The sequence below is a fragment of the Phytohabitans flavus genome, from assembly GCF_011764545.1.
GTDB lineage: Bacteria > Actinomycetota > Actinomycetes > Mycobacteriales > Micromonosporaceae > Phytohabitans > Phytohabitans flavus.
On the sequence record NZ_AP022870.1, the window covers coordinates 3,088,694 to 3,113,516 of the forward strand.

24 protein-coding genes and 3 pseudogenes are annotated in these 24,823 nt (G+C 72.3%); 10 read left to right on the forward strand and 17 right to left on the reverse strand.

Going from position 1 to position 24,823, the window contains the following annotated elements; translation table 11 throughout:
* Positions 1-3 precede the first annotated feature (3 nt).
* A complete protein-coding gene (locus Pflav_RS45390; RefSeq protein ID WP_232072826.1) occupies positions 4-582 on the forward strand; it encodes a hypothetical protein in 579 nt (192 codons plus the stop codon).
* A gap of 11 nt (positions 583-593) precedes the next feature.
* On the opposite strand, the gene Pflav_RS13455 is transcribed toward Pflav_RS45390, so the two are convergent.
* The 5 genes from Pflav_RS13455 to Pflav_RS45405 form a co-directional block, all read right to left on the reverse strand.
* The gene (locus Pflav_RS13455) at positions 594-1,208 is read right to left on the reverse strand and encodes a nitroreductase family protein (RefSeq protein WP_173042415.1); all 615 of its coding nucleotides are present in this window, start codon (positions 1,206-1,208) and stop codon (positions 594-596) included.
* Positions 1,209-1,362: 154 nt separating this feature from the next.
* Positions 1,363-2,532 (reverse strand): carboxylate-amine ligase, encoded by a 1,170-nt coding sequence (locus Pflav_RS13460; RefSeq protein ID WP_173036477.1) that lies wholly within the window; start codon positions 2,530-2,532, stop codon positions 1,363-1,365.
* Between the two features lie 93 nt (positions 2,533-2,625).
* Positions 2,626-3,021 (reverse strand): M20/M25/M40 family metallo-hydrolase, encoded by a 396-nt coding sequence (locus tag Pflav_RS45395; protein WP_232071347.1) that lies wholly within the window; start codon positions 3,019-3,021, stop codon positions 2,626-2,628.
* Positions 2,937-3,503 carry a M20/M25/M40 family metallo-hydrolase gene (locus Pflav_RS48670; protein ID WP_232071349.1) on the reverse strand — a complete coding sequence of 189 codons (567 nt, stop codon included), beginning with the start codon at positions 3,501-3,503 and terminating at the stop codon, positions 2,937-2,939. The genes Pflav_RS45395 and Pflav_RS48670 overlap by 85 nt, the downstream gene beginning before the upstream one ends.
* On the reverse strand, positions 3,449-3,784 hold the full coding sequence (locus Pflav_RS45405; protein WP_232071351.1) for a zinc-binding metallopeptidase family protein: 336 nt from the start codon (positions 3,782-3,784) through the stop codon (positions 3,449-3,451). Before Pflav_RS45405 ends, Pflav_RS48670 begins: the two co-directional genes overlap by 55 nt.
* A 171-nt stretch (positions 3,785-3,955) precedes the next feature.
* Here Pflav_RS45405 and Pflav_RS13470 point away from each other — a divergent pair, with 171 nt between their 5' ends.
* Complete coding sequence (locus Pflav_RS13470; RefSeq protein ID WP_173036478.1) at positions 3,956-4,513, forward strand: carboxymuconolactone decarboxylase family protein; 558 nt, start codon at positions 3,956-3,958, stop codon at positions 4,511-4,513.
* Here Pflav_RS13470 and Pflav_RS13475 read toward each other — a convergent pair.
* Positions 4,486-5,280 carry a (2Fe-2S)-binding protein gene (locus Pflav_RS13475; RefSeq protein WP_173036479.1) on the reverse strand — a complete coding sequence of 265 codons (795 nt, stop codon included), beginning with the start codon at positions 5,278-5,280 and terminating at the stop codon, positions 4,486-4,488. The two genes, Pflav_RS13470 and Pflav_RS13475, sit on opposite strands and share 28 nt — an antisense overlap.
* 73 nt (positions 5,281-5,353) lie before the next feature.
* Positions 5,354-6,013, reverse strand: a complete 660-nt coding sequence (locus tag Pflav_RS13480) for a hypothetical protein (RefSeq protein ID WP_173036480.1) — start codon at positions 6,011-6,013, stop codon at positions 5,354-5,356.
* A gap of 153 nt (positions 6,014-6,166) precedes the next feature.
* On the opposite strand from Pflav_RS13480, the gene Pflav_RS13485 reads away from it, so the two are divergent.
* Complete coding sequence (locus tag Pflav_RS13485) at positions 6,167-9,142, forward strand: BTAD domain-containing putative transcriptional regulator (RefSeq protein ID WP_173036481.1); 2,976 nt, start codon at positions 6,167-6,169, stop codon at positions 9,140-9,142.
* Between the two features lie 7 nt (positions 9,143-9,149).
* On the opposite strand, the gene Pflav_RS13490 is transcribed toward Pflav_RS13485, so the two are convergent.
* The 3 genes from Pflav_RS13490 to Pflav_RS13500 form a co-directional block, all read right to left on the reverse strand.
* The gene (locus tag Pflav_RS13490; RefSeq protein WP_197938428.1) at positions 9,150-9,680 is read right to left on the reverse strand and encodes a P-loop nucleotide/nucleoside kinase family protein; all 531 of its coding nucleotides are present in this window, start codon (positions 9,678-9,680) and stop codon (positions 9,150-9,152) included.
* A 30-nt stretch (positions 9,681-9,710) separates the two neighbouring features.
* On the reverse strand, positions 9,711-10,823 hold the full coding sequence (locus tag Pflav_RS13495) for a site-2 protease family protein (RefSeq protein ID WP_173042416.1): 1,113 nt from the start codon (positions 10,821-10,823) through the stop codon (positions 9,711-9,713).
* A gap of 102 nt (positions 10,824-10,925) precedes the next feature.
* Positions 10,926-11,282, reverse strand: a complete 357-nt coding sequence (locus Pflav_RS13500) for a winged helix-turn-helix transcriptional regulator (RefSeq protein WP_173036483.1) — start codon at positions 11,280-11,282, stop codon at positions 10,926-10,928.
* Positions 11,283-11,360: 78 nt separating this feature from the next.
* On the opposite strand from Pflav_RS13500, the gene Pflav_RS13505 reads away from it, so the two are divergent.
* Positions 11,361-11,771 (forward strand): RidA family protein, encoded by a 411-nt coding sequence (locus Pflav_RS13505; RefSeq protein ID WP_173036484.1) that lies wholly within the window; start codon positions 11,361-11,363, stop codon positions 11,769-11,771.
* A 360-nt stretch (positions 11,772-12,131) separates the two neighbouring features.
* On the opposite strand, the gene Pflav_RS13510 is transcribed toward Pflav_RS13505, so the two are convergent.
* From Pflav_RS13510 to Pflav_RS13525, 4 genes are read right to left on the reverse strand one after another with little or no spacing between them, the layout of a single operon-like run.
* Positions 12,132-13,088, reverse strand: a complete 957-nt coding sequence (locus Pflav_RS13510; protein WP_332107757.1) for a LacI family DNA-binding transcriptional regulator — start codon at positions 13,086-13,088, stop codon at positions 12,132-12,134.
* Between the two features lie 42 nt (positions 13,089-13,130).
* Complete coding sequence (locus Pflav_RS13515; protein WP_173036485.1) at positions 13,131-14,180, reverse strand: alpha/beta hydrolase; 1,050 nt, start codon at positions 14,178-14,180, stop codon at positions 13,131-13,133.
* A 1-nt stretch (position 14,181) separates the two neighbouring features.
* Positions 14,182-15,042, reverse strand: a complete 861-nt coding sequence (locus tag Pflav_RS13520) for an alpha/beta hydrolase (RefSeq protein ID WP_173036486.1) — start codon at positions 15,040-15,042, stop codon at positions 14,182-14,184.
* Positions 15,039-15,794 (reverse strand): 3-hydroxybutyrate dehydrogenase, encoded by a 756-nt coding sequence (locus Pflav_RS13525; RefSeq protein WP_173036487.1) that lies wholly within the window; start codon positions 15,792-15,794, stop codon positions 15,039-15,041. The genes Pflav_RS13520 and Pflav_RS13525 overlap by 4 nt, the downstream gene beginning before the upstream one ends.
* Positions 15,795-15,923: 129 nt before the next feature.
* On the opposite strand from Pflav_RS13525, the pseudogene Pflav_RS13530 reads away from it, so the two are divergent.
* Positions 15,924-16,319: pseudogene (locus Pflav_RS13530) on the forward strand (nuclear transport factor 2 family protein); the annotation flags it as partial.
* A 4-nt stretch (positions 16,320-16,323) separates the two neighbouring features.
* On the opposite strand, the pseudogene rox reads toward Pflav_RS13530, so the two are convergent.
* Positions 16,324-17,754 (reverse strand): annotated as a pseudogene (gene rox / locus Pflav_RS13535) (rifampin monooxygenase).
* Positions 17,755-17,936: 182 nt separating this feature from the next.
* Here rox and Pflav_RS13540 point away from each other — a divergent pair.
* Together Pflav_RS13540 and Pflav_RS13545 are read left to right on the forward strand one after the other, a co-directional pair.
* The gene (locus tag Pflav_RS13540; RefSeq protein ID WP_173036488.1) at positions 17,937-18,962 is read left to right on the forward strand and encodes a helix-turn-helix domain-containing protein; all 1,026 of its coding nucleotides are present in this window, start codon (positions 17,937-17,939) and stop codon (positions 18,960-18,962) included.
* A 46-nt stretch (positions 18,963-19,008) separates the two neighbouring features.
* Positions 19,009-19,824 (forward strand): SAM-dependent methyltransferase, encoded by an 816-nt coding sequence (locus tag Pflav_RS13545; protein ID WP_173036489.1) that lies wholly within the window; start codon positions 19,009-19,011, stop codon positions 19,822-19,824.
* A 290-nt stretch (positions 19,825-20,114) separates the two neighbouring features.
* Here Pflav_RS13545 and Pflav_RS45410 read toward each other — a convergent pair.
* Positions 20,115-20,366 (reverse strand): annotated as a pseudogene (locus Pflav_RS45410) (GNAT family N-acetyltransferase); the annotation flags it as partial.
* Positions 20,367-20,546: 180 nt separating this feature from the next.
* On the opposite strand from Pflav_RS45410, the gene Pflav_RS13555 reads away from it, so the two are divergent.
* The 3 genes from Pflav_RS13555 to Pflav_RS13565 all read left to right on the forward strand — a co-directional run bounded on the left by Pflav_RS13555 (position 20,547) and on the right by Pflav_RS13565 (position 23,746).
* Positions 20,547-22,058 (forward strand): MFS transporter, encoded by a 1,512-nt coding sequence (locus tag Pflav_RS13555; protein ID WP_173036490.1) that lies wholly within the window; start codon positions 20,547-20,549, stop codon positions 22,056-22,058.
* A 135-nt stretch (positions 22,059-22,193) separates the two neighbouring features.
* Positions 22,194-22,517 carry a YciI family protein gene (locus tag Pflav_RS13560; RefSeq protein ID WP_173036491.1) on the forward strand — a complete coding sequence of 108 codons (324 nt, stop codon included), beginning with the start codon at positions 22,194-22,196 and terminating at the stop codon, positions 22,515-22,517.
* Complete coding sequence (locus Pflav_RS13565; protein WP_173036492.1) at positions 22,514-23,746, forward strand: RNA polymerase sigma factor; 1,233 nt, start codon at positions 22,514-22,516, stop codon at positions 23,744-23,746. The genes Pflav_RS13560 and Pflav_RS13565 overlap by 4 nt, the downstream gene beginning before the upstream one ends.
* A gap of 33 nt (positions 23,747-23,779) precedes the next feature.
* Here the strand turns inward: Pflav_RS13565 and Pflav_RS13570 are convergent, their stop codons facing one another.
* Positions 23,780-24,811 carry a hypothetical protein gene (locus tag Pflav_RS13570; protein ID WP_173036493.1) on the reverse strand — a complete coding sequence of 344 codons (1,032 nt, stop codon included), beginning with the start codon at positions 24,809-24,811 and terminating at the stop codon, positions 23,780-23,782.
* Positions 24,812-24,823: the final 12 nt, after the last annotated feature.

Below are 24,823 nucleotides of genomic sequence, written 5' to 3' on the forward strand. Positions count from 1 at the left end.
AATGTGGACGACCTGTTCTTCGCCGGTACCATCGCGCAGGCGCGGGACGTGCGGCACGCCTCGTCGCCATTCATCGACGGCTTCCGGTACAACCTGCGCACGTTCACCGAGCTGCTGCGCGAGCGGTACGACGGGGTGTCGTTGCCGTACGAGCTCGTGCCGGCCGACGCGGGGGCGCTCACCACGCGGGTGCTCGACCGGGTCAACTGGAGCTCCGCGCTGTGGACGCAGTTCGAGTACCTCTGCGACGTCTACGTCCTGGACCCCGCCACCGGGCAGCTCCGCCTCTACAAGGACCTGCCGGAGGACTACGCGGTGTCCCGGTTCGCGGCGGAGCCGCACTACTACACGGTGGCGCTGCGCTGGGGCCGCGACGACTACGGCGACGTCTTCGCCATCGAGCGGCATCCGACGCCCGACCGGGCGCGGGAGAGCGCCTTCATCCACCCGGTGATCCGGCGGTACAAGGGCGCGGAGCTCGTCGAGGAGCAGCACCTGCTGGAGGACCTGCTGGCCGAGTGGCGCCGCCCGGACCGGCATATCGAGCCCTTGCGCGCGCTCTTCGACCGCGACCTGCCGTAACGCATCGCGGCTCAGCAGCGCAGCATCACCTCCGCCAAGGGCTTGCGCCGCAGGTCCGGGACCCGTGCGTCGTCGGCGGGGTAGCCCACCGGTATCACCAGGTTGGGCCGCTCCTCCGGTGGCCGCTCGCAGACCTCGTTGAGGAAGCGCATCGGGCTCGGCGTGTGCGTGAGCGTCGCCAGGCCGGCGTGGTGCAACGCGGCGAGCAGCAGACCGACCGCGATGCCCACCGACTCCTTGACGTAGTACGGCTTGGGGCTGTGCGGGCCCTGGTGCACCTCGAAGACGACGATCACGAGCGGGGCGGTCTCCAGGAACGGCTTGCGCCAGTCGGTGCCGATCGGTGCGATCGCGTCGAGCCACTCGGCGGTGGCACGGCGGTCGTAGAACTCGCGCTCCTCGGCCTCGGCGGCCTCGCGGAGCCGGCGTTTGCGCTCCGGGCTGCTGACCACGACGAACCGCCACGGCTGCACGTTGGCGCCGCTCGGCGCCGAGGCGGCCGCCCGGATGGCCGCGTCGATCACCGCGTCCGGCACCGGGTCGGGCGAGAAGTCGCGCACCGACCGGCGCTGGGCCATCCGCTCGGCGAACAGCTCGGTGGCCTGTACGGCCTCGACGGGCGGCATCCGGTCGGAGCGGACCGGGATCGTGGGCAGTGGCGCGACACCGGACACGGGACCCACCTCCACAAAGTGGTTGGGGTCCCATCATCGCCCCGGCCGGTCCGCCCTTTTTCCTCGTTCGTGCGGATCGACTTACGCGTTCGTGCGCTGTGCCGGGCTACCTCGGCGAGGTGTGCGCGACCAGGTGGTCCACCACGTCGGTGAGGCGGCCACGCTGCTCAGCGGCCCGGCGCTGCCGGGTCGCGCCGTCGCCGTCGGTGGCCAGCCGGCGCCGCCAGTCGGCGACCAGGTCGAGCTCGCCCAGGTCGGCCAGGACCGGCTCGGCGAGGCGCAGCAACTCGTCGGCCAGCTCGCCGGCGGGTCGCAGCTGTCCACTGTGTACGTCCACGCCGTGGCCGCCCAGCCCGTCGCGCGCGGCCCGCCAGTAGGCCAGCCGCATCAGCTCGGCCGCCACCACCGGACCCGGGTCGCCCCCGTCGACCGCCTGTCCGGCGACCACCACCAGGGCGCGCACCAGCGCCGCGAGCGCCGCCGACTCCTCTGCCGTGGTCGGCATGTCGGCGACGCGAACCTCCAATGTGGGCTGATGCGCGGAGAGCCGGATGTCCCAGAAGATCGTGCCCCGGTCGACGAGCGCGCCGGCGTCGAGCAACGTGCCGACAAACGCGTCGTACTGCTCGGCCGAGGAGAAGTACGGCGGCGGGCCGGCCACCGGCCAGCGCTGCCAGGTGACCGTGCGCCAGCTCGAATACCCGGTGTCCCGCTCGGCCCAGTACGGCGAGTTGGCGGCCAGCGCGATCAGCACCGGCAGGTGCGGCCGCAGGTGGTTACTGATCAGCACCGCCCGGTCCCGGTCGGGCATGTTCACGTGTACGTGCACCGCGCAGATGCCCAGCTCGTCGTGGAGCCCCCGGAACGTGGCCGTGCCGCGGTCCTGGCGGGGCCCCTCCGTGATCGGCGGCGGGATCACCTTGCCGAGCACCGGCGTGCCACTGGCGACCACCCGCAGGCCCTGCGCCTCCGCCGCCTCGGCCACCGCCACCCGCCCCTCCACTAGCTGGGCGTACAGGTCGGCGGCGGTGTCGCAGGGCTCCGACCGGGCCTCCAACTGAAGCTTGGTGATCTCGCCGCACACCCGCGAGCCGAGCCGCCCCTCGGCGCCACGCACCACGGCGGCCGCCGCCGGGACGGCCTCCCGGGTCGCCGCGTCGACGACGAAGAACTCCTCCTCGACGCCGAAGCGGATCGCTGATCCGGCGCCACCGCCCACACTGGACGGTGATTCGCCGGAGCGGATCGACAGTTCGGTGCCGCCCTCGATGCGCATGCGCGCGCCCTCCCGGTAGCCGTACCGGCCGCCGGAGCGCGGCCCACCGCTAGGGTATGCGGCGCCACTGCCGTGCCGGCTCGCGGCTGCCGGCTACCTGCCGGGCCCCGGCACCGGCTCGGCCAGCAGCCGTTCGATCAAGGCGGCGAGCAGGGCGGTACGGTCGGGCATCAGGCCCACGTCCACGTACTCGCCGCGGGCGTGCGCGCCGCCACCGACCCCGCCGAGCCCGTCCAATGTGGGCACTCCGAGCGCGGCGGTGAAGTTGGCGTCCGAGGCGCCAGGCGCGGGTACCCCGTCCGGCGGGGTGAGGCCGAGATCCTTCGCCGCGGCCTGGGCCAGCTCCAGCAGCGGAAGCGCGACGTCGGGGCTCATCGGGTAGCGGTTGACGCCGCCGTCGACGCTCAGCGTGGCACCCGGCGTCCGCGGCGCCAGCGCCCGGATCGCCGCGTCGACCCGGTCCAGCTCGGCCCGGGTCCAGGCGCGCACGTCGACGGCGAGGCTCGCGCTCTCGGGACGGTGTTCGTCGTCGTACCGGCGGCGAGCAGGGTCGGTGTCACGGTGGTACCGGCCGGTGCGCCGGCGCCCGACGCCCCGCCCAGCGCCGCCAGCGCGAGCACCTGGTGGGCAGCCTCCACTGTGGCGTTGACCCCGCGATGCGGCTCCACCCCGGCGTGGGCGGCGCGGCCATGCGCGGTGAGCCGGTACACCGAGCCGCCTTTGCGGGCCACCTTCAGGTGCCCCTCGGGCGTGCTCGGCTCGCCGACCAGCACCGCGCCGGAGCGGCGGGCCTGCTCCTCGATGAGCGACCGGGACGTGCCCGAGCCGCTCTCCTCGTCGCAGGTGAGCAGCAGGCCGACCCGCGAGGTGTCGGCGAGCAGGCCGAGCGCGGCCAGCATCTGCACGATGCCCGCCTTCATGTCGCAGACCCCGGGCCGGTCGCCACCGCGCCGGTCACCTGGAACGGCCACGACTCGATCGTGTGGGCCGGCCACACCGTGTCGAAGTGCGCGAGCAGCAGTACCGTCTGGTCGGTCGCCGGCCAGAGCAGGTGCGGCAGGCCATCGTGGACGATCCGCCGCGGCGGCCGGCCGAGCACCGCCTCGCCCCAGCCGGCGAGCAGTTCGGCGCAGGCGGCCAGGCGCCGGCGGTCACCCGGTGGCGACTCGTACGAGACAAGCTCCCGTAACCGTTCGACCATCGCGTCCGCACCGCTCTGAGCGGCCCGCCTCATCGCCAGATGTCGGCTCATATCGCGCCTCATTCACATCACGATCGCAGTCCGGGCCGGGGATCGGCGTCCGTGAACGTGCTGTCCACTGTGGACGATGCGCCGAACAAGAGAGCACGTTCGAAGTTGGACGGTGGCCGCGTGGCGCATAGATTGCGCATGCACGCGCGGACCTACTGGAGAGGGTGACCGATGGCGCACATCGATCTGGGTGTCGACGAGCGCGAGTTTCCCGGCATCACCGGGCCGATGACGTTCCGGCCGGAGACCGCGAAACCGCTCAACGAGCTGGCCGAGGTGCTGCTGCGCGGGCCGCACACGCTCAGCCCCGGCGAGCGTGAGCTGATCGCGGCGTACGTGTCCGGCCTGAACGAGTGCCGGTTCTGCTGCGCGTCGCACTCGGCGTTCGCCGCGGCGCAGCTCGACGGCGGGGCGAGCCTTGTCGACCACGTGCGCGCCGACCCGGACGGTGCGCCGATCTCCGCGAAGCTGAGGGCGCTGCTGCGGATCGCCGAGGCGGTACAGCAGGACGGCCGCAAGGTGACCACCGACCTCGTCGACGCCGCCCGTGCCGAGGGCGCCACCGACCTGGAGATCCACGACACGGTGCTGATCGCGGCCGCGTTCTGCATGTACAACCGGTACGTGGACGGGCTCGGCACGCTGGCCCCCGACAACGCCGAGCGGTACGAGCAGAGCGCCCGCCGCATCGTCGCGGTCGGCTACGTCAACTCCCTCACCGCCGCCTGACCCCCTCCGCGCGCCGCTGCTCTACCTCCCGGGGTGAGGACGCAGTCGGCGCAGGTGCCGCCGCCCGGGATGCGGTAGTAGAGGCAGCAGCTGCGGCGGACCAGGAAGCGGCGTGCGCGCGCCGGGTCGGGCTGGACAAGCGTGCCCGTCCCGGCCAGCGGTGGCTGGGCGAAGGCGTGCTCGACGATCGCGCCAGCCCGCTCGGCGTACGGACGGTCGGCGCCGGCGAGCACGCCCGCGGCTCCCGCCAGCGCGGAGGCGACGTTGCCCCACAGCACCTGCGGCGAGAGCCGGAAGCGGTCCCGGAAGACCGCGAGCAGGTCGCTGACCGGGCCGGCGACCGCGGAACGCACGAGCGCTTCGGCGACCGTCCGCGCGTCCAGCCCGCCGCACGGCAGCGCTTGGCCGCCTCGGTACGCGACCGGCAACGGTCCGGACGGCACCGGACGCCACCACAGGTCGTCGCGGCCGGCCAGCGGGAGCACGCCACCGGCGACCGCGGCCCCCAGCGGCGGCGACACGAGGCGCGAGACGATACCCAGGAACGTGATCGACGCGACCACCCGGACCGGCACGGCGTCCTCGCTGAGCCGGTATGTGGTCACGAGCGTGGACCGGGCCCCGGCGACCCGGCTGCCGGCGACGTCGCCGTCGAGCAGGTCGGCGAACGGTCGCCAGCCGGTTTCGCCGGCCCAGGCATCCCAGGCGAAGTACGGCCCGACCGCCCCGGCCGCCGCGAGCGCGGATCCGGCGGTGGCTGACGACACCGGGCGAGCCTAGCTCGCCATTCATCCGGTCGAGCCGGCCGGCCCGCGCGGGCCGGCCGGCTCCGGTCAGGGGTCAGCCCCGGGCGTGCCGCGCCGCCATCTGGGCGGCGGCGTTCTCGAACTCGGCCATCGCCGCCTTCTTCCAGGGCAGCGGCACCGGCTCGACCAAGGCCCGCTGCATCAGCCCGAGCCCGTCGGCGATGTCCACGCCCGCCGCCTGGAGCCACGGGAGCGGCATCGGCTCCAGCCGGTTGTTCTTGATGTCGGGGATGCCGACCTGGCGCAGCGTCACCCTCGACCCGCCGAGCTGGCGGGCCGCTCCCAGGAACGACTCCTCCGCTCGGGCGCGCAGCACCGCCGCCGTGCGGGGGTCGGCCCCGGCCGCCTGGACGAGCAGGCTGATGCCGGTGGTCGCCTGCTGGAGGTAGCCACGCTGGATGTCCTGCGGCAGCACCGGGTTGACGCCGTAGTCGATCGCGAGGTCGGTGAGGCAGCAGGGGTTCGGGTCGTACTCGACCGGGATGTCGAAGCAGTGCCACTCGATGATGTACCAGCCACCCGGCATCTGCTTGTAGAGCGGGAAGCAGTACGTGAGGTGGAGGCTGCTGGCCTGCGCCGGGCTCGGGGCCGCGACGGTGACCGAGCCGAGGCAGGCCACGAGGGCGACCAGCAGCAGCGCCATCCGGCGTGTCCAGCTGCGGCGTCGCGGCGTGGTGGCCGTGGTCGATTCCATTGATGTCCTTTCCGAAGTGGAGGCGGCCGGACGGCCGGGTGCCCCCTAGGCTCCGGATCGGGGTTCGGCTGGCGTCAAAACGGGATCAAAATCGAACTGTCGCTATGCCGACCGTCCGGTTCCTGGACGCTCCCGCTCTGCCTCAATATGCGCATGGCCCTAGCGACCCTTCCGGCGCTGCGCGACCGGCGCCGCCTCTTCGTGGCGGCCGCACCGGGTTTCGGCAAGTCCTGGCTGGTCCGGTCCTGGCTCGCCGACCAGCCGGTGACCTGGGCCGGCGCCGACTTCGACCCAGGATCGGTCGAGGGCTGGCTCGTCGTCGACGACCTGCCGGACCTGGACACGGCGGCCGCGCGGGCGCTGGCCGGCCGGATCGACACGCTCCACCCGGCCGTACGGGTGATCCTGCTGTCCCGGGCGCCGTGGCCGGGCCGGCTGCCGGCCGGCAGCGCGGCGCTCGACGCGCACGACCTGGCGCTGCCCGAGCCCGAGGTGGTCCAGCTCCTCTCGGCGGATTACGGAGTGGACGACCCGGACCTGGCCGCTGGCGTACACCGGCTCACGGCTGGCTGGCCGTCGCTTGTCCACCTCGCCGGCCGGCACCTGCGCGGCGGCGACCTGGCGAGCCTCTGCGCCCCGGGTGCCGCGCTGGACGCGTTCGTCGCCGAGCACGTGCTCGCGCACCTGCCCGTGGCGTCGCGGCGGCTGCTGCGCCGGCTCGCCGAGCTCGGCACCGCCTGTGAGGACCTGGTCGGCCGGCGGGACCACCGTACGCTGCGGGTGCTGGCGCAGACCGGCCTCGTGGTGCCGGCGCAGGCCCCGCCCGGCGCGTACGGGACGGCGCCGATGCCGCACTGGCTGCGTCCCGTGCCGGCGATCGCCGCGGTGATCGGGCGGCGTGATCCGCTGTCCGAGCCGATGCGCCGGCGGCTGCACGCCGACGCCGCCGACTGGTACACCGAGCGGCGGGTCTGGGGGCAGGCGGCGCGGTCGCGGTCGCTGGCCGCGGATCCGGCGGGCACGCTGGCGCTGCTGCGCGAGCACGGGTCGGCGATCGTCGCGGCCGGCGGCGCGGAGCTGGTCGTCGAGGCGTGCGCCGGGTTGGCGGCCACGGACGGCGACCTCGGCCTGCTGCGCGGCGAGGCACTCGCGGTCACCGGGCGCCTGGACGAGGCGCTGGCCGAGCTGACCCCGCTCGTGGCCGGCCGCTCCACTGTGGAACCGGGGCTGGCCTGGCGCCTCGGCATGGTCTACTACGCCCGCGCCGAGCACCGGGCGGCCTTCGAGGCGCTCGGGCGGGGGCGGATCGACCGCGCCGACACGGCCGACGAGGCGTTGCTGCTGTCCTGGACGGCGACGGCGCACTGGAGTGTTGGCGACGACGACGCCTGCCGGCAGTACGCGTGCCGTGCGCTGGCCGCCGCGTCCGCCGCCGGGGACGGCCGCGCGCTGGCCGCCGCGCACGTCGCGCTGGCACTGCGCGCCGCGCTCGCCGGGGACCGCGCCGGAAACGTCGAGCAGTACACGAAGGCGCTCGGGCACGCCGAGGCGGCGCGGGACGCGGTACAGGCCGCGCGGATCCGCGCCAACCTCGTGTCCCAGCTGCTGGAGGAGGCGCGCTATCCGGAGGCCCTCGCCGAGTCGGCCGAGGCGGTGGCCGCCGCCGAGGCCGCCGGCAATGGCACCGCCCTGCACGTCGCGCTGGTCAACCGCGCCGAGGCGCTGGCCCGCCTGGGCCGGCTCGACGAGGCCGAGCGCTGCGGCGAGCGGGCGCTCGCCATCAGCCAGCGCGCGGGTTCCGGCAAGGCGGCGTATGCGCTCACCGTCCTCGGCGACGTCCGCGCCTGTCGTGGACAGCGCAGCATGGCGCGCGCCGCGTACGAGGAGGCGGTGCGGGCGGCCGGCGCGGACGGGGTACGGCAGTGCTTCGTACCCGCCCTGTCCGGACTGGCCCGGCTCGTGGCGGTCGACGATCCACCCGCCGCACGGGTCCACGCCGAGAAGGCCGTTTCCCTCGCCAGCGGTCCGCTGGCCACCCGCGCGCTGCTCGCGGTGGGGTGGGTCGCCGTGGCCGCCGGCGACCGGGCCGCCGCCACCGACGCGGCCGACCGCGCCGAGCACTCGGCCCGGCTGCACCGCGACCGCGCCGGCCTCGCCGAGGCGCTGGAGCTGCGCGCGGGTACCACCGAACGGCCGTCCGCCCAGCGGATCGCCCTGGTCGAGGCGGCCAGGACCTGGCGTACCACCGGCGCCCGGCTCGACGCGGACCGCGTGGCGTACCAGCTCGGCCTGCTGCCGGGCGCGAGCGCCGAGGAGCGGCTCGCCGCGCGGGTGGCCCGGGGTGCGCTGGAGGCCGCCGGTGTCGTCGTCGCGCCGGCGGGCCTCGCCGCGCGGGCGCCGCATCTGGCGATCCGGGTGCTCGGGCGGTTCGAGGTGATCGTCAACGAGGTCCCGGTGCCGGCCTCGGCGTGGCGGTCGCGCAAGGCCCGGGACCTGCTGCGCATCCTCGTCGCACGCCGCGGGCGCCGGGTCGCGCGCGAGGAGCTCGCCGCCCTGCTGTGGCCCGACGATGACGACGACCTGCGCATCGCCCACCGGCTGTCGGTGGCCCTGTCCACACTGCGGTCCGTACTCGATCCGGACCGGCACTTCCCCGCGGACCACTACGTGTTCGCCGCGCCGGCGGCGCTCGCCGCCGACACCGCGCACCTGGACATCGACCTCGATGCCTTCCTTGGCGAGGCCGAGGTCGGGCACCGGCTGCACGAGCAGCGCCGGCCGGCCGAGGCGCGCGAGGTGCTGGCGGCGGCCGAGCGCCGCTACTCGGGCGACGTCTTCGAGGACGAACCGTATGACGACTGGGCCGTACCGGTGCGGGAGGAGGCGCGGGCGACGTACCTGCGGGTCACCCGGCTGCTGGCCACGCTGGCCGCCGAGCGGGGCGCCACCGACGAGGCGGTCGGCTACCTGCTGAAGATCCTGGCCCGGGACCCGTACGACGAGTCGTGCCACCTCGACGTGACCGACCTTCTCGAGCTGGCCGGCCGCCACGGCGAGGCGATGCGCGCCCGGGCACGGTACGAGGCGGCGATGCGCGAGCTCGGCCGCCCCACCGCCGCGGCCGGCTGAGCCCGTCTCACTTCGCGTCCGTGGCGAAGCCGACGATGTCGTCCAGCTGTGGCCGGTAGCCGTCGGAGGTGTCCACGACGAGCGTCGGCGCGTCCAGCGTTATCCACTCGAAGGAGTCGAGCGTCTGGCGACCCGAGGCGAGCGCGTCCAGCAGCTCCCGATCCGCGTGCGCGGCCCGGTGCGGGTCATGCGCGAGGCGCCAACGGATGCGGTCGTACGCGACGTAGGGCCGCGCCGTGCACTTGATGATCCGTAGCTCGGCCGACTCGCCCAGCTCGGTGAGCCCGGGCCGCCAGAGACGGTCCTGGTAGGCGGCTTCGGCCACAACGGTCACGCCCGCTTTGAGCAGCACGGACAGCATGCGGAAGAACACGTCGAGGGTGGCGTAGTCGAACGGATCCCCGGCCATGACGGTGTGGTGACCAGCGGCCAAGACCATGCCCTGCTTGATCTCGTCGCGCACCACGACCGGGCAGCCAAGGCGCCGCCCCAGGTCGTGGGCGAGCGTGGTCTTCCCGGTGCCGGGCGGCCCGCTCACCGCGACCAACTTAGGCAATCTCACCAGGATTCACGGAGTGCGGCGCTGGATCGTACGGCTGATGTCGCGGGACGAGACGATCCCGACGAGGTCGTTGTCCCTCATCACCAGCGCCCGCCCTTCCGCACACTCGTTCAGCCGGGGAAGCAGCTCGCTGACCGACTCGTCCGGTGTCGTGAGCGTGAGCTGGTCCTCGGGGCAGGCTACCTCCCGCAGGCTCGTGTCGCCGCGCCGTTCGGGCGGCACCTGCCGGACGCGGTCCAGGGACACCAACCCGACCGGACGGCCGTCCTCGGCGAGCGGGAAGGCGCTGTATCCGCGGCGCATCAGGTAGTGGTCGAGGAAGTCGGCGACGGACGTGTCCGGCGGTACGGTCTCGGGCTTCGGGGTCATCACGTCGCTCACCGGCACCTCGGACAGCGATTCGAGGGACCGAATCCGGTACTCCTCGATGCCGGCCGAGGCGACCATGAACCAGCCGAGCAACGCGACCCACAACCCGCTGAAGCCGAAACCCCTGAGCAGCTCGACAAGGCCGAGGGCGATCACCACGGTGCCCAGCCCCCGGCCGACCCAGGCAACGGTGAGCGTGGCCCCGGTCGGGTCACCGCGGTACTTCCACAGGGCCGCGTGGAGGATGCGGCCGCCGTCCAGCGGTGCCACCGGTACGAGGTTGAGGGCCGCTATGCCCAGGTTGATGACGGCGAGCCAGGTCAGGACGCCGGCCACCAACCCGGTCGAGCCGGCGAGCCGTAAGAGGGCCGCCGCGCCACCGAAGAGCGCGCCTACCGCCAGGCTCACCAGCGGGCCGGCGGCGGAGATCCGGGCCTCGGCACGCGGACTGGGCGTGCCGCCGGTTATGTTCGCCACGCCACCAAGCGCCCACAACGTGATCTGCCGGACCTCGAAACCCGCCCGCTTGGCGGCGAACACGTGCGACACCTCGTGCGTCACGAGGCCGGCAAGGAAGATCAGGGCGACGATGACGCCCGACGCGTCATATACCCAGTTCGCGTAGCCCGGATAGACGTCCGGCAGGGTGCCCTCAGCCAGTACCCCGGCGATGACCAGGACCAGGACCAGGACACTCCAGTTGACCCGGACCTGGACACCAGCGATGGTCCCGACCCGGGCACTAGCCATCGGCGATTTGCGCATCTCACCCTTCTCCGGTCGGCAGTGTCTACCCGCTCCGGATCGCACCAAACCGGACCGACCAGGCCGCCCGCCCGGCGGGCCGGCGGTTCAGCGCGAGCCGCCGCCGTCGAAGTGGGCGCGGGCGCGCTCCACGTCGGGCAGCGTGACGGTCGTCCAATGCAGTAATGCGTCGATGAGGTCTTGCAGCGACTTTCCCAGCAGCGTGATCCGGTACTCCACGGCGACCGGCCGCGTGCTTGTCACGACGCGCTCGACCATCCCATTGCGCTCCAGCCGCCGCAGGGTCGCCACGAGCGACTTCTGTGTCACGACGGGGATCGCGCGGCGAAGCTCGTTGAAGCGCGACGGCCTCTCGCACAGGGCGTCGAGTACCTGTAGCGACCACTTGTCCAGCACCTGGTCGAGCAGCTCACGGTGCCGCTCGGTGAGCGCGGTTTCGTTCATGACACCTAGTCTCGTTGAAGTTTCCTTCGGGCACCAGGTAGATGTTGGATACCTACTTCGCCGATGAAGGGACACCCCATGGCAGTGCAGCTGCTGACCCCGGAGGGCATGTTCGCCCCCGTTCCGTACCACCACGTCTCGATCAGCACAGGTACCCGTCACGTGCACGTGGCCGGCCAGATCGCACGCGACGCCGACGGCAAGCCCGTCGCGACGGGCGACCTCGCCGGCCAGGTCGCCCACGCGCTGCGCAACACGGCGCGCGGCCTAGCCGGCGCCGGGGCGAGCTTCGCCGACGTCGTACGCCTCCGGTTCTTCGTCACGCACTGGAGCCCGGACAAGTACCACGACTTCATCGCGGGCATCGAACGCGTCGCGGACGAGCTGGGCCTCCCGCAGCCGTTGCCGCCGCTGTCCGCGATCGGCGTCGACTACCTCTTCGAACCCGACGTGCTCGTCGAGGTCGAGGCCTACGCCGTGCTCGACTGACCCCCAGCCACCAACCGGCGCTTTAGCTGGTTTGTCCGCATGCCAGTCGGAGCACGCCAGCGATCGTGGTATTTAGCTGTCGCTATAACCACAGCTAAATACCACGATCTGCTGGATCGTGGCCGGGTGCGGCGCCGGTCGAGCGTTCACGATTCGACCGGCTCTGGTCGGTGCGCGGATGGGTGGGTCGCGGGCTCGCCGCCGGCCTTGCCGGCCGAGTTTGGTTGTGAAGCGCGGAGGGTGAGGCCGCGGGAGCAGCGGTCTGGACCACCGCGGACGTCGCGGTAGCTCAAGTCTCCATCATGGACGGAGAGACCGGCCCGGACTAGGCGGCGGCGGCGCTGGTGCTCTGGCGGACGACTAGCTGCGTGGCGAGCTCGATCCGGGGACGTCCGGTCGTTGCCCTTCGACGAGGCGCAGTAGGGTGCGGACCGCGGCGGCGCCCATCTCGTGCAGTGGTTGGCGGACCGTTGTCAGTGGCGGCGCGGTCCACTGGGCGAAGCTCCGGTCGTCGAAGCCGACGACGCTGATGTCGCCGGGCACCCGCAGCTCGCGCTGCCGCACCGCCTCCAGGACGCCGGTGGCCTGCTCGTCATTGCCGGCGAATACGGCCGTCGGCGGGTCGGCCAGCTCTAGCAGGGACCGCGCCGCCTCCAGGCCGCCGTCGTGCCGGAACTCCGCGTACCGCACCAGCTCGCCGTCGAGCGGAAGGCCGGCTGCCCGGAGGGCCGCGCGGTAGCCGGCGACGCGGGCGCGGGTGCACAGCAGCTGCTCGGGCCCGCCGATCGCGGCGATCCGGCGGTGGCCCAGCTCGATCAGGTGCTGGGTGGCGCTGTACCCGCCGGCCCAGTCGGTGACGCCGACCGACGGGACGTCGACCGGTGGATGGCTGACCCCGTCGACCACGACGTACGGCACCTTGCGGCGATCCAGCTCGGCGCGTTGCTCTCCGGTCAGCCCGCAGACCACGAGGATCACGCCCTGCGAGCCGCTGACCGGGAGCGAGTCGCTGCGCTGCTGGACCGTGGACAGGACCACGCCGTAGCCAGCGGTCGCGGCTATCTCCTCCACGCCGGCCATGACGCCCAGGCACCAGCCGCAGTCCACCTCGCTGATCACCAGCTCGATGAGCCCGCGCTGGTCGCGGCGATGGGTGGTACGCCGCCGGTAGCCTTGCTCCTCCAGCAGGCGCTGGACGACGACGCGGGTGCTCTCCGACACCTCGGTGTGGCCGTTCAGCACCCTCGACACGGTCGCGATGGAGACCCCGGCCGTACGAGCGATCTCGGCCAGGGTCACTCGCTCCCGTTGTGGCACTTTGGCAGCATACGCAGCCCGGCGACGACCACCCAACAGATTTCAGCCGTCCAGGTGGCTGACCAGGGCGGCCAGGAACTCCTCCGGCTGGTCCAGGTGCGGCGAGTGGGCCGCCTCCGTCAGCACCATCTCCTGGTACCGGCCGCCGGCCGCCGCGTACCGGTCGAGCACGGCCCGGGTCTGCCCGACCATCGGCTGCGGCGGGCAGGACTCGATACCGGGCCAACCCGGGATCGCGCCGATCGAGCCCAGGTACGCCAGGTCGTACAGGGAGGTGTCGGAGACGATGACGTCCTCCGCGCCGCGGATCCACAGCACGGGCGGCTTGGGGTCCACTTCGGACAGTCCGTCCAGCCGCAGGTGGGTCGGGGCCATGGTGTTGAGCACGCCGCGGTCGCCCGGCGCGAAGCCCGGCCAGATGTCGCTCGTCTTACCGGTACCGGGATAGTTGTCGTCACCCACCACAGTGGACAGCATCGACTCGACGTAGACGTCGATGAGGTCGGGTACCAGCGGTGGCTTGACGTAGTGCGCGAGCAGCACCTGGCGGGGCGAGAGCGGCGAGTCCTCGCCGCGGTCGCCGTCGGCCAGCCGGCTGACAAAGTCCGGGTTTGCCGCACCGCCACCGGAGCCCGCACCGTCCGGCGAGATCAGCTCGCCGTCGAGGCCGCGCGTACCGCCGAAGCCGTACGGCGACACCGGGTTGACCAGGATGAGCGAGGCCACCTGCTCCGGCCGGTCCAGCAGGTACTGCTCGACCACGCCACCGCCCATGCTCCAGCCCACGAGGTGTACCGGCGCCAGGTCGAGGGCCTGGACCAGCGCGGCCACGTCGTCCGCGAAGTCACGCAGCCCGCGGGTGGCGTCCACCGGCGCCTGGTCCGTGTCGCCGAAGCCGCGCAGGTCCAGCGCGAGCGGCCGGTACCGGTCCGGCAGCGCGAGCATCGTCTGCTGCCAGAACAGGCTGGACGAGACGTTGCCGTGTACGAACAGCACGGGCGGGCCGCTGCGGCCGTCGACCTCGAGGACGTTGACGGTCAGGCGCTCAGTCCGCACCCGCCGGGCGGACAGGCCAGGTAGCAATGTGGACACTTCAGATCACCCCAGGTTTTATGATGGCGGCGGCGACCTCGGTGGCGCCCGGGTCGTCGAGGACGATGGTGTAGTGGTTGGCGCCGGGGATCGTGCGGAGCGGGATCCGGTCCGCGATCGGTTCCGGGTCGCGGTAGAGGGCCGTCGGCTCGTCGAACATGCCACGTTCGGCCCGGAGGAAGACGGCGGGACGGCGTAACCGCTGCCACGCCTTGGCGGGCGCGTCGCCGAAGTTCAGGTCGATGTAGTCCTGCCGCATCGCGTCCGGCGACACGCGGCTGCGCAGCTCGGGCTCCATGCCGGTCAGATCGTAGTCCACATAGGACTCGATGGTGGCGGACCAGGTGTGGAAGGCGGGATGCGCCCGCCAGAAGTCGTGGTACGCGGCACGGTCGGCGAACCGCATGGTGAGCCGCCGAGCGGCCGCACCGAGCGCGGCGTCCAGCTGCTCCTCCGGTGTACCTTCCCCCGGTGCGGGCAGCGGCGGGCCACCGTCCACAAGCACCAGTCGGCTGACCCGGTCGGGGTAGAGGTCCGCGAGCACGAGTGCCACGAAGCCGCCCATCGAGTGTCCAGTGACGACGGTGCTCGACAGGCCGAGCGTGTCCAGCACCGCGAGGCAGTCGGCCGCGTGCCGCTCCATGCCGTACGGCCCGGGCAGCTCGGCACTACCACCCCGGCCGCGCAGGTCCACCGCGGCCAGCGTCCCGGCGCCGCCGAGCCGCTCGGCCACCACGGCCCACGACAGGTGGGAGGCGGTGATGCCGTGCACGGCCAGGACGACGGGAGCGCCGTCGCCCCACAGGCCGACCGTCAGGTCACCGCCGTCGACAGGTACCGAGATGCGGCGGTACCCGCTCATCGGGCGGTCCAGCCGCCGTCGAGCACCAGCGAGCTGCCGTTGACGAACGAGGCGGCGTCGGAGCACAGGTACAGGACCGCCTCGGCGACCTCGGCCGGCTCGATCAGCCGCTTGATGGCCGGCTCGGTCAGCATGATCTTCTCCACGACCTCGGACGGCGGGATGCCGTGCGTCGCCGCCTGGGCCGCGATCTGGTTCTCCACGAGCGGCGTGCGCACGTACGCGGGGCAGACGGTGTTGGACGTGACCCCGCGCGGGCCGCCCTCCAGCGCGAGCACCTTGGACAGCCCTTCGATGCCGTGCTTGGCGGTCACGTACGCGCTTTTGAACGCGGAGGCACGCAGCCCGTGCACGGACGAGATGTGGACGATGCGTCCCCAGCCCTTCTCGTACATGCCCGGCAGCAGCCGCTGGATGAGCAGGAACGGCGCCTCCACCATCAGGGTGAGCATGCGGTGGAACGTCTCCGGTGGGAACTGCTCGACCGGCGCCACGTGCTGGATGCCCGCGTTGTTCACCAGGATGTCCGCGGACACGTCCAGCTCGGCGAGCCGCGCCAGGTCCGTCAGGTCCACCACCAGGCCCTCGCCCGACCCGCCCAGGTCGGCCGCGACGTCGTGCACCCGCTCGTCGCGATCCACCAGCACGACCCGCGCACCCGCCGCGGCGAACGCCCGGGCACACGCGGCACCGATGCCGGAGGCGGCGCCGGTCACCAGCGCGGTCCGCCCGGACAGATCAACTTGCGCCATGAGCGGATCTTACGACCAGCCGCTGTGAACGCCCGGCGCCCAGGGACGGGTGCCGCGGTGCGATGACTTTCGGCCCTCGCCGGGGTTGTAGGTGTGACGAACCATCAACCCCAGGAGGACCGGACCACCATGCCGACCGACGAAGACCTGATCCGCGAGCTGATCGAGCGCTGGGCGGCCGCCGTACACGACGGCGACCTCGACGCGGTGACCGCCCACCACGCCGAGGACATCGTCATGTACGACGTGCCACCGCCGTACGAGGGTCTGCGTGGCCTGGACGCCTACCGGAAGGTGTGGCCGCCGTTCTTCGGCTGGCAGGCCGGGGGCGCGTCGTTCGAGATCGAGTCGCTGCACGTCACCGCCGGGCAGGACGTCGCCTTCGCGTACGCCCTGCTGCGCTGCGGCACCCCTGCCGACCTCGCGGCCAACCCCGGCAACCGCCTGCGGCTGACCCTCGGGCTACGCAAGCTCGGCGGCCAGTGGGTCGTCACCCACGAACACCACTCGTTCCCCACATCTGACCAGCTCAGCTCGCGGGGGCGCCGAACCACCGGGGCAGGTGGTCGAGCAGGTCCTGCTGATCGTCACCGGCCCACGCCACGTGGCCGTCGGGCCGCAGCAGCACGGCGGGTACGTCCAGCTCCTCGCTGACGTCGACGACGTGGTCGACGCGGTCCGCCCAGCCCGCCACCGAAAGCTGGCCGGTCTGGTCGAGCAGCAGGCCCCGGCCGGCGTGCGTCAGCTCGTACAGGCGTCCCCGCTTGAGCCGCACGTCCCGCATCCGCCGGCCGAGCAGCTCGTGGCCCTCGCCGAAGTCGTAACGGACCGCGAGCGCGGTGATCTTCTCGATCAGGTGCCGGTTCACGTCCTCGAAGTCCATCAGCTCCGACAACAGCCGGCGCACCGCCTGCGCCCCCGGCTCGGTGGATATCAGCTCCGCCTGCGCGCGAGTGTTGTCCAGCACATCGGCGGCGACCGGGTGCCGCTCGGTGTGGTAGCTGTCCAGCAGCCCTCCGGCGCCCAGCCGGCGATCTCGGCGGCGAGCTTCCAGCCGAGGTTGAACGCGTCCTGGATGCCGAGGTTCATCCCCTGCCCGCCCATCGGCGGGTGGATGTGCGCCGCGTCGCCCGCCAGCAGCACCCGGCCGACCCGGTAGCGCTCGGCCTGCCGGGTGGCGTCGCCGAAGCGGGACAGATGGCGAGGCGAGTGCACGCCGAAGTCGGTGCCGGCGTACACCCGTAGCTGTTGCTTGAACTCCTCGATGGTCGGCGGCGCCGTGCGATCCTCGGCCACCCCCTCGGCGGGAACGAGGACCCGGTACACCCCTCCCCTCCCCGAACGGCCCGAGGCCGAACCGCTTCTGGGTTTTGCGGACCTCGGCCACCACCGCGGCCACCGTCTCCTGTGGCGCGGTCACCTCCATCTCGCCCAGGAGCGTGTCGGCCGTGCTGGGCTCGCCGGGGAAGGCGACGCCGAGCAGCTTGCGTACCGTGCTGCGGCCGCCGTCGCACCCGACGAGGTAGCGCGAGCGCAGCCGCGTACCGTCGGCCAGCTCGGCGGTCACCCCGTCGCCGTCCTGGCTCAGCCCCACCAGCTCGCAGCCGCGCCGGATCTCGGTACCGAGCTCGGCGGCATGCTCGGCCAGCAGTCGGTCGCTGGTGGGCTGCGGCATGCCGAGGACGTAGCCGTGCGCGGTGTCCAGCCGCTCGGGCGCGGGCTTCTGGATCCCGGCGAAGAAACCGTGGAGCGGGTGCCGCTTGCCGTTCGCGAGGAACCGCTCCAGCAGACCGCGCTGGTCCATCACCTCGATGCTGCGCACGTGCAGGCCGAGCGAGCGGACGAACGCGGCCGGCTCCGCCTCCTTCTCCAGCACGAGCACCCCCACGCCGTGCAGCCGCAACTCGCTGGCCAACATCAGTCCGGTCGGTCCCCCGCCAGCGATGATCACGTCAAACATGAAACCCCATTGTTCGGCCGCCTGCGCCGCGCGATCCGGCGGTATTTCCGCAGGCTCCGGCTCCGGCCGACGATTCTGCGCCACGACCCGGGTCTTGCCGCAAGACCCGGGGTGCGGTATACGTTAGAAGTGGCGGGGAGTGCGTTCCCGCCTTTCGCGTCTCAGGCGCGTGAGGATGCGGAATGTGGGTTCGGCTCAGCACTGACAGCGTGCCGAAGACCGACCGGTTCGGCTGGTGGCACCAGATGACCACCACCACCCTGATCCCCACGATTCTGGCTACCGCGGACGCGACAAGCTTCGACGCCGACGCCGATGTCTTGGACCTGGGCGCGGGTCAACAAATAACCCGCATGACGTACCGGCCCGTCACCAGCCGGCGTACGCCCAGACTGATCCAGTGCAGCGACCCGGAGTACTACCAGCTGTCGCTCACCGTGTGCGGGCGAATGGGCCTGTCCCAGTCCCGCCGCGACACCACTCTGGCGGCCGGCGACCTGGCCTTCTACGACTCCTCCCGGCCTTTTCACGGGTGGACAGCCGCCGAGGACGGCAAGGTGGTCCACACCGTTGCCCATTTCCCCAGAAGTGCCGTGCCCGCGCGGCGGGATCTGCTGGAGGGCCTGACCGCCACGCGCATTCCTGGCGACACCGGCTTCGGTGGCCTCCTCGCCCACCTGCTCATGCAAGTCACGACTGACCCGGGCCAGTACCAGGCAGCAGATGCCGTCCGGCTCTCCGCCCTGCTGCTGGACCTGGTCGCCGCCACCGCGGCCCAACGCGCGGGCCGCGCCGAGTACGTCGGCGCGGAGACCCGCTGGCGTGCCTTGGCGGTGGGCATCGATGCCTTCATCCGTCGCCACCTGGGCGATCCCCACCTGACGCCCGCGCAGGTGGCCGCGGCGCACCACATCTCCGTCCGCACCCTCCACCGCCTCTTTCGGCAGCGCGGCACCACAGTGGCCGCGCACATCCGCCGCCAGCGCCTGGAGGCCGCCCGCCGCGATCTCACCGACCCCGCCCTGGGCGCCCTGCCCGTGCACGCCATCGGCGCCCGCTGGGGCTTTCCCCGCCCAGCTGATTTCGCCCGCGCATTTCGCACCGCCTACGGCATCCCGCCCGCGACTACCGCGAGCAGCAGCACTGACACACCGGTCGACGAAGGGGCGGTCGCGGGCGGGCGGTCGGGTGTACGAAGTGGACGGTAGGCTGCGCGTGGCGGTCCGCGCCAACCCCTCAAGAAGGATGTCACCCATGACCGACAGATCGTCGACCGACAGTGGGGCCTATCCCAAGATTGACGTTTCCGTGCCGCACTCGGCCCGGATCTGGAATTACTGGATGGGCGGCAAGGACAACTATGCCGCGGACCGCGCTGCCGGAGACGCCTACAAGGCGCAGTTTCCTGGCATCGTTCCTTTGGCGAAGCAGTCCCGGCAGTTTCTCATCCGCGCCGTCCGTCACCTGGCCGCGGAGGCGGGCGTCCGCCAGTTCCTCGATATCGGCACCGGCCTGCCCACCATGGAAAACACCCATGAGGTCGCCCAGCGCGCGGCCCCGGACTCCCGGATCGTCTACGTCGACAACGACCCGGCGGTGCTGGCGCACGCCCGCGCGCTGCTCGCCAACACCACCGACGAGGGCGTGACCGGCTACGTCGACGCCGACTTCCACAACCCGGACCAGATCGTGGCCGACGCCCATCACATTCTGAACTTCACCAGGCCGATCGCGGTCATGTTCATGGGGGTCCTGGGCCACGTCGCCGACTACGACGAGGTGCGCTCCATCGTGGCCCGGGTGATGGACGCCGTCCCCTCCGGCAGCTACCTCGTGCTGTGGGACAGCACCAACACGAGCGAGGGGTTCGACGAGGCGCAGGAGGGCTACGACGATACGGGGGCCGTCCCCTACGTGCTGCGCAGCCCGGACGAGGTGGCCGGCTGCTTCGAGGGCCTGGAGATGGTGGATCCGGGACTCGTGTCGATCTCGCTGTGGCGGCCGGACCCGGCCAACGGCGACGCCGTCGAGGCGGTAGACGGGTACGGCGCGGTGGCGCGCAAGCCCTGACGCCAGCCACCCCCACGCACAGGCCGCGCCCGCCCCAGTCCAGGTGACCGGGTGCGGGCGCATCGGCCTTTACCGCACGAGGTCGTAGCGCCAGTCGTTGCTGCGCATGAACTGCCCAGGCGGGTACTCGAAGTCTGTCTCGCCCATGAGCGCGAAGCCGGCCTTGCGGCAGACCGCGTTGGACGCCGCGTTCGCGACGCTGGGAAACGCGTGGAGCCACCGGTGGCGGGCATCCCCTGGGCCGCCGCGATGACCGCTCGCACGGCGGCGGTCGCGACGCCCCGACCCTGGAACTCCGGCAGCACGTTCCAGCCCGACTCGTACACCGGCTCTCCGTGCCACAGCCGGCTCCAGAACGCGACGCTGCCGGCGGCCTCGCCGCTGGCCAGCTCGATCCGGAACATCCGGCCGTCCTCCAGCGCGAGGTAGCGCTGATGCCGCGCCACAACCTCCTCGTCTGTCTCCGGACCCCCGACGTGCTCACGCATCCGCGGTGTGTTGATCCGGCGCAGTAGTGACAGGTCGTCAGCGGACCACGGCACAAGCCGGACGGTAGCTTCCCCATCGGATCACCGTCTCTCGCGTATGCCAGCGCGGCAACCCGAGCCGCGACGGTCGCTCCGCGGGAATTTTCGAAATTCGTCTCGCGGAGCTGTCGATTTCGCGGTGACCCGCTCGTGGGGAGTGCGTAGGAGCGATTTTCGACGGATGGAGCGCCACCCATGGAAACGACGACTGCCACCGCCGCCCCGGCCCGTGCCGGCCGCCGCGAGTGGATAGGGCTGGCCGTGCTGGCCCTCCCCACGCTACTGCTCGCGCTCGACACGAGCGTCCTCTACCTTGCCCTCCCCCAGGTCAGCGCCGATCTCGGCGCGGACGGCAACCAGACGCTGTGGATCCTGGACATCTACTCGTTCGTGCTGGCCGGCTTCCTGGTCACCATGGGCACGCTCGGCGACCGGATCGGGCGCCGCCGGCTGCTGCTGATCGGGGCGGCCGCGTTCGGCGGGGCGTCGATCCTCGCCGCGTACTCGACCAGCGCCGAGATGCTCATCGCCACCCGCGCGCTGCTCGGCCTGGCCGGCGCGACGCTGATGCCCTCGACGATGGCGCTGATCCGCAACATGTTCCCCGACCCGAAGCAGATGGGCACCGCGATCGGGGTCTGGTTCAGCTGCTTCATGGGCGGGATGGCGATCGGCCCGCTGGTGGGCGGCGCGATGCTGGAGCACTTCTGGTGGGGCTCGGCGTTCCTGCTCGGCGTGCCGTTCATGGCGTTGCTGCTGGTCGTCGGCCCGGTGCTGCTGCCGGAGTACCGCACGTCCGGCGCGGGCCGCCTCGACCTGGCCAGCGTCGGCCTGTCGCTGGCCGCGATCCTGCCGGCGATCTACGGCTTGAAGGAGCTGGCCCGGGGCGGCTGGGACCCGGTCGCCGCCGGCGCCGTCGTGGTCGGCCTCGCCGTCGGCGTCGTCTTCGTACGGCGCCAGGGCACCCTCGCCGACCCGCTGCTGGACCTGCGCCTCTTCGGGTACCGGGTGTTCCGCTCGGCGCTGAGCGTCTACCTGCTCACCGGTGTGGTGATGGCCGGCGTGTCGCTGATGTCGACCGTGTACCTCCAGTCGGTGCTGGAGCTGTCCACCCTGCGCGCCGGGCTCTGGCTGCTGCCGCACAACGTGGCCCTCGTCGCCGGCTTCCTGCTCGCGCCGCGGCTGGCCGCCCGCTTCCGGCAGGCGTACGTGATGGCGGCCGGCATGGTGTTCGCGGCCGCCGGGCTGGCGCTGCTCCTTCTGGTCGAGCCGGGCGACACCGCGCTGCTGGTGACCGGTCTGGTGCTCGCGCACGCCGGCATCTCGCTGCCGATGGCCCTGTCCGCCAACATCATCATCGGCGCGGCGCCGGCGGAGAAGGCCGGATCGGCGGCCTCGCTGATGGAGACCAGCGCCGAGTTCGGCATCGCGATGGGCGTGGCGACGCTGGGCACGCTCGGTACCGCGATGTACCGCGGCAGCTTCGAGGCCCCGGCGGCCGTGCCGGCGGATGCGGCCGAGGCGGCACGGGAGAGCATCACGGCGGCGGGTGGCGCGGCGGCGGGGCTGCCCCCGGCGCCGGCCGCCGAGCTGCTGCACGCGGCGCAGGCGGCGTTCACCTCCGGCCTGAACGTGGTGGGCGCGGTCGGTGCGGCCGTCTTCCTGGTCCTCGCCGTGATCGTGTACCGGGGCTCGCGCCCGGCCTGAGCGCGCGTGACCCGGTGGGACCGGCACCACACCCGAATAGAGTGCGGGTGTGGTGTCGGATCGGGGCAGAGGCGTTCGTAGAAGAAGTGAGCGGCCGCCCACGAGGGGCGCCCAAACCACAGGAGATGATCCGAGATGCAGTACCTGGTTTCCGTGATCTTCGACCAGCCTGGCCTCGCCACCCCGGACGAGGCGGCTGCGATCGACGTGTTCAACGACCAGCTTGTGGCCGAGGGCCACTGGGTCTTCGCCGGCGGCCTCGCGTCGCCCAGCACGGCCACCGTCATCGACAACCGGGGTGGTGAGGCGATGTTCACCGACGGGCCCTTCGTGGAGACGAAGGAGTTCATCGCCGGCTTTTGGATCATCGAGGCCGCTGACCTCGACGTGGCGCTCAAGCTCGCCGCGGAGGGCTCCAAGGCCTGCAACCGGAAGGTCGAGGTGCGGCCGTTCCTGTGAGCGCGGTCGACGTCCGGGAGGCGATCACCCAGGCACACACGCGGGAGTGGGCACGGGTGGTCGCCGCCCTGACCCGGCGTTTCGGTGACCTCGACATCGCCGAGGAGGCAGCGGCCGAGGCGTTCGCGACCGCCGTCGAGCGATGGCCGGCCGACGGGGTACCCCCCAACCCCGGCGCCTGGCTGACCACCACCGCAAGCCGCAAGGCCATCGACCGGATCCGGCGCGAGGACAAGCGTGACGACAAGCAGAAGGAGGCTCAGATGTTGTACGACGACGAGCCGCCCGAGCCGCTCGGCGCGATCGAGGACGAGCGGCTCCGGCTGATCTTCATCTGCTGTCACCCGGCGCTCGCGATGGAGACCCGCGTGGCGCTGACGCTGCGCATGGTCGGCGGTCTGACCGTGCCCGAGATCGCCCGTGCCTTCCTGGTGCAGGAGACCGCCATGGGGCAGCGGATCACCCGCGCGAAAGCCAAGATCAAGGCGGCTCGCATCCCTTACCGGGTGCCGTCCGCGGAAGACCTCCCGGGACGCGTCTCCGGCGTACTCTCCGTCCTCTTCCTGGTCTTCAACGAGGGCTACCTGGCGACCGGCCCGGACACCGATCCCGTACGTCCCGACCTGACCGGCGAGGCGATCCGGCTCACTCGCCTGATCCGTGCCCTCATGCCGCAGGACGGCGAGGTGGCCGGGCTGCTGGCGCTGATGCTCCTCACGGAGGCCCGCCGCGCCGCCCGGGTCTCGGCGAGCGGCGAGCTTGTCGCCCTCGCCGAGCAGGACCGCGGGGCCTGGGACGCGGCGCTGGTCGCCGAGGGTCATCGGCTGGTGCGCGAGCGCCTGGCCACGAAGGTGGCGCCGGGTCGCTACCAGATCCTCGCGGCGATCAACGCCGTGCACACCTCCGCCCGCGACGTGCGCGACACCGACTGGTCACAGGTCGTCGCCCTCTACGACCAGCTCGTCCGCCTCGACCGCTCGCCGATCGTCGCCCTCAACCGGGCCGTCGCGGTCGCCGAGCTCGACGGCCCGCAGGTGGCACTGTCGGCCGTCGACCGGCTCGAGGGCACGCTTGCCGGCTATCACGCCTACCACGCGACCCGCGCCGACCTGCTGCGCCGGCTGGGCCGCGGTCAGCAGGCGCGCGCGGCGTACGACAAAGCCATCGAGCTGGCGGGCAACACCGCCGAGACCGCCTACCTGAAACGCCGCCGCGACCAGCTCGGCTAGCGTTCGCAGCACGCGCACTCGAAGTGCTCACGGCTAACCGGTGACGTACTTGCCGATCGCGTCGACGTACTGCTGGGCGCTGGGCTCGGTGTAGACGTGGGGGGCTCCGATCGGCAGGCGTTCGGGGCACTCGGTGACCTCGCCGGCGATCTGCGCCTGGTGGATGAGCCGGCCGGTGCGCGTCTCATACACCTTCACGGTGAACTCGCCCCGGTACATCGGCAGCGGAATCGGGACCTTGACCAGCCCGGGCTGGCGCGGGTCGGTGTACTCGCAGGTGTCCACTGTGTTGTGCGCCCGCTCGTCCGCCTCCACGCAGGCGACGGCCTGCACCTCGGCTGGGTCGTTGGATCTCCACGCGCCGGAGAAAACGGCCTTGTTCTTCTCGTCGTGGATCACCTGCGGCTGGGCCCACCTGCCGCCTTGCCGCAGGTTGTAGTCCCTGGCGAACACCAATGTCGGACGCGGAGGTGTCTGTCCGTAGGACGGCGCGTCCGGAAACACCGTCCCGTCGCAGGCGGCCGAGAGTCCACTCACGGTCACCGGCAGGTCGCTCTTGGGCGGGCCGAGCGAGCGGACCACCTGCCAGGTCACCAGCGCGATCACCACCAAGCCTGCGCCGACGAACAGCACCCACTGCGTCGTGCGCCGGGGCTCTGCCGGCGGCCGCGCCGCGGCGAACGGCGCCTGCGGGGCCGCGGCCGCCTGGGCGGTGGCCCTCGTGTACACCTGCTGCGCCAGCGGGTCCAGCGTCGCCGGTCCGACGCCGGCCACAAGACTCGCCAGTGGCGGCGGCAGCTCGCGACCGGAGGCGAGCCGGCGCTCGATCAGCCCGGTCCAGTCCAGCGCGGCCGCGGCGAGGTTCGGATCGTTGCGGGCCAGCCGGCGCAACACGTCGCGTACCTCGTTGAACTCGTCCGCGCCGACATCGCTCAGGTATGCCCGCACCCCGTCGACCAAGCGGCCATCCGGGGTCCCGTCGTTCGGCTTCGCACCCCGCGCCAAAGCCTCGACGAGCCGGCAGGCGATGGTTGCGGACCAGGCCAACCGGACAGCTGGCTCCATAGAGAGAACCCC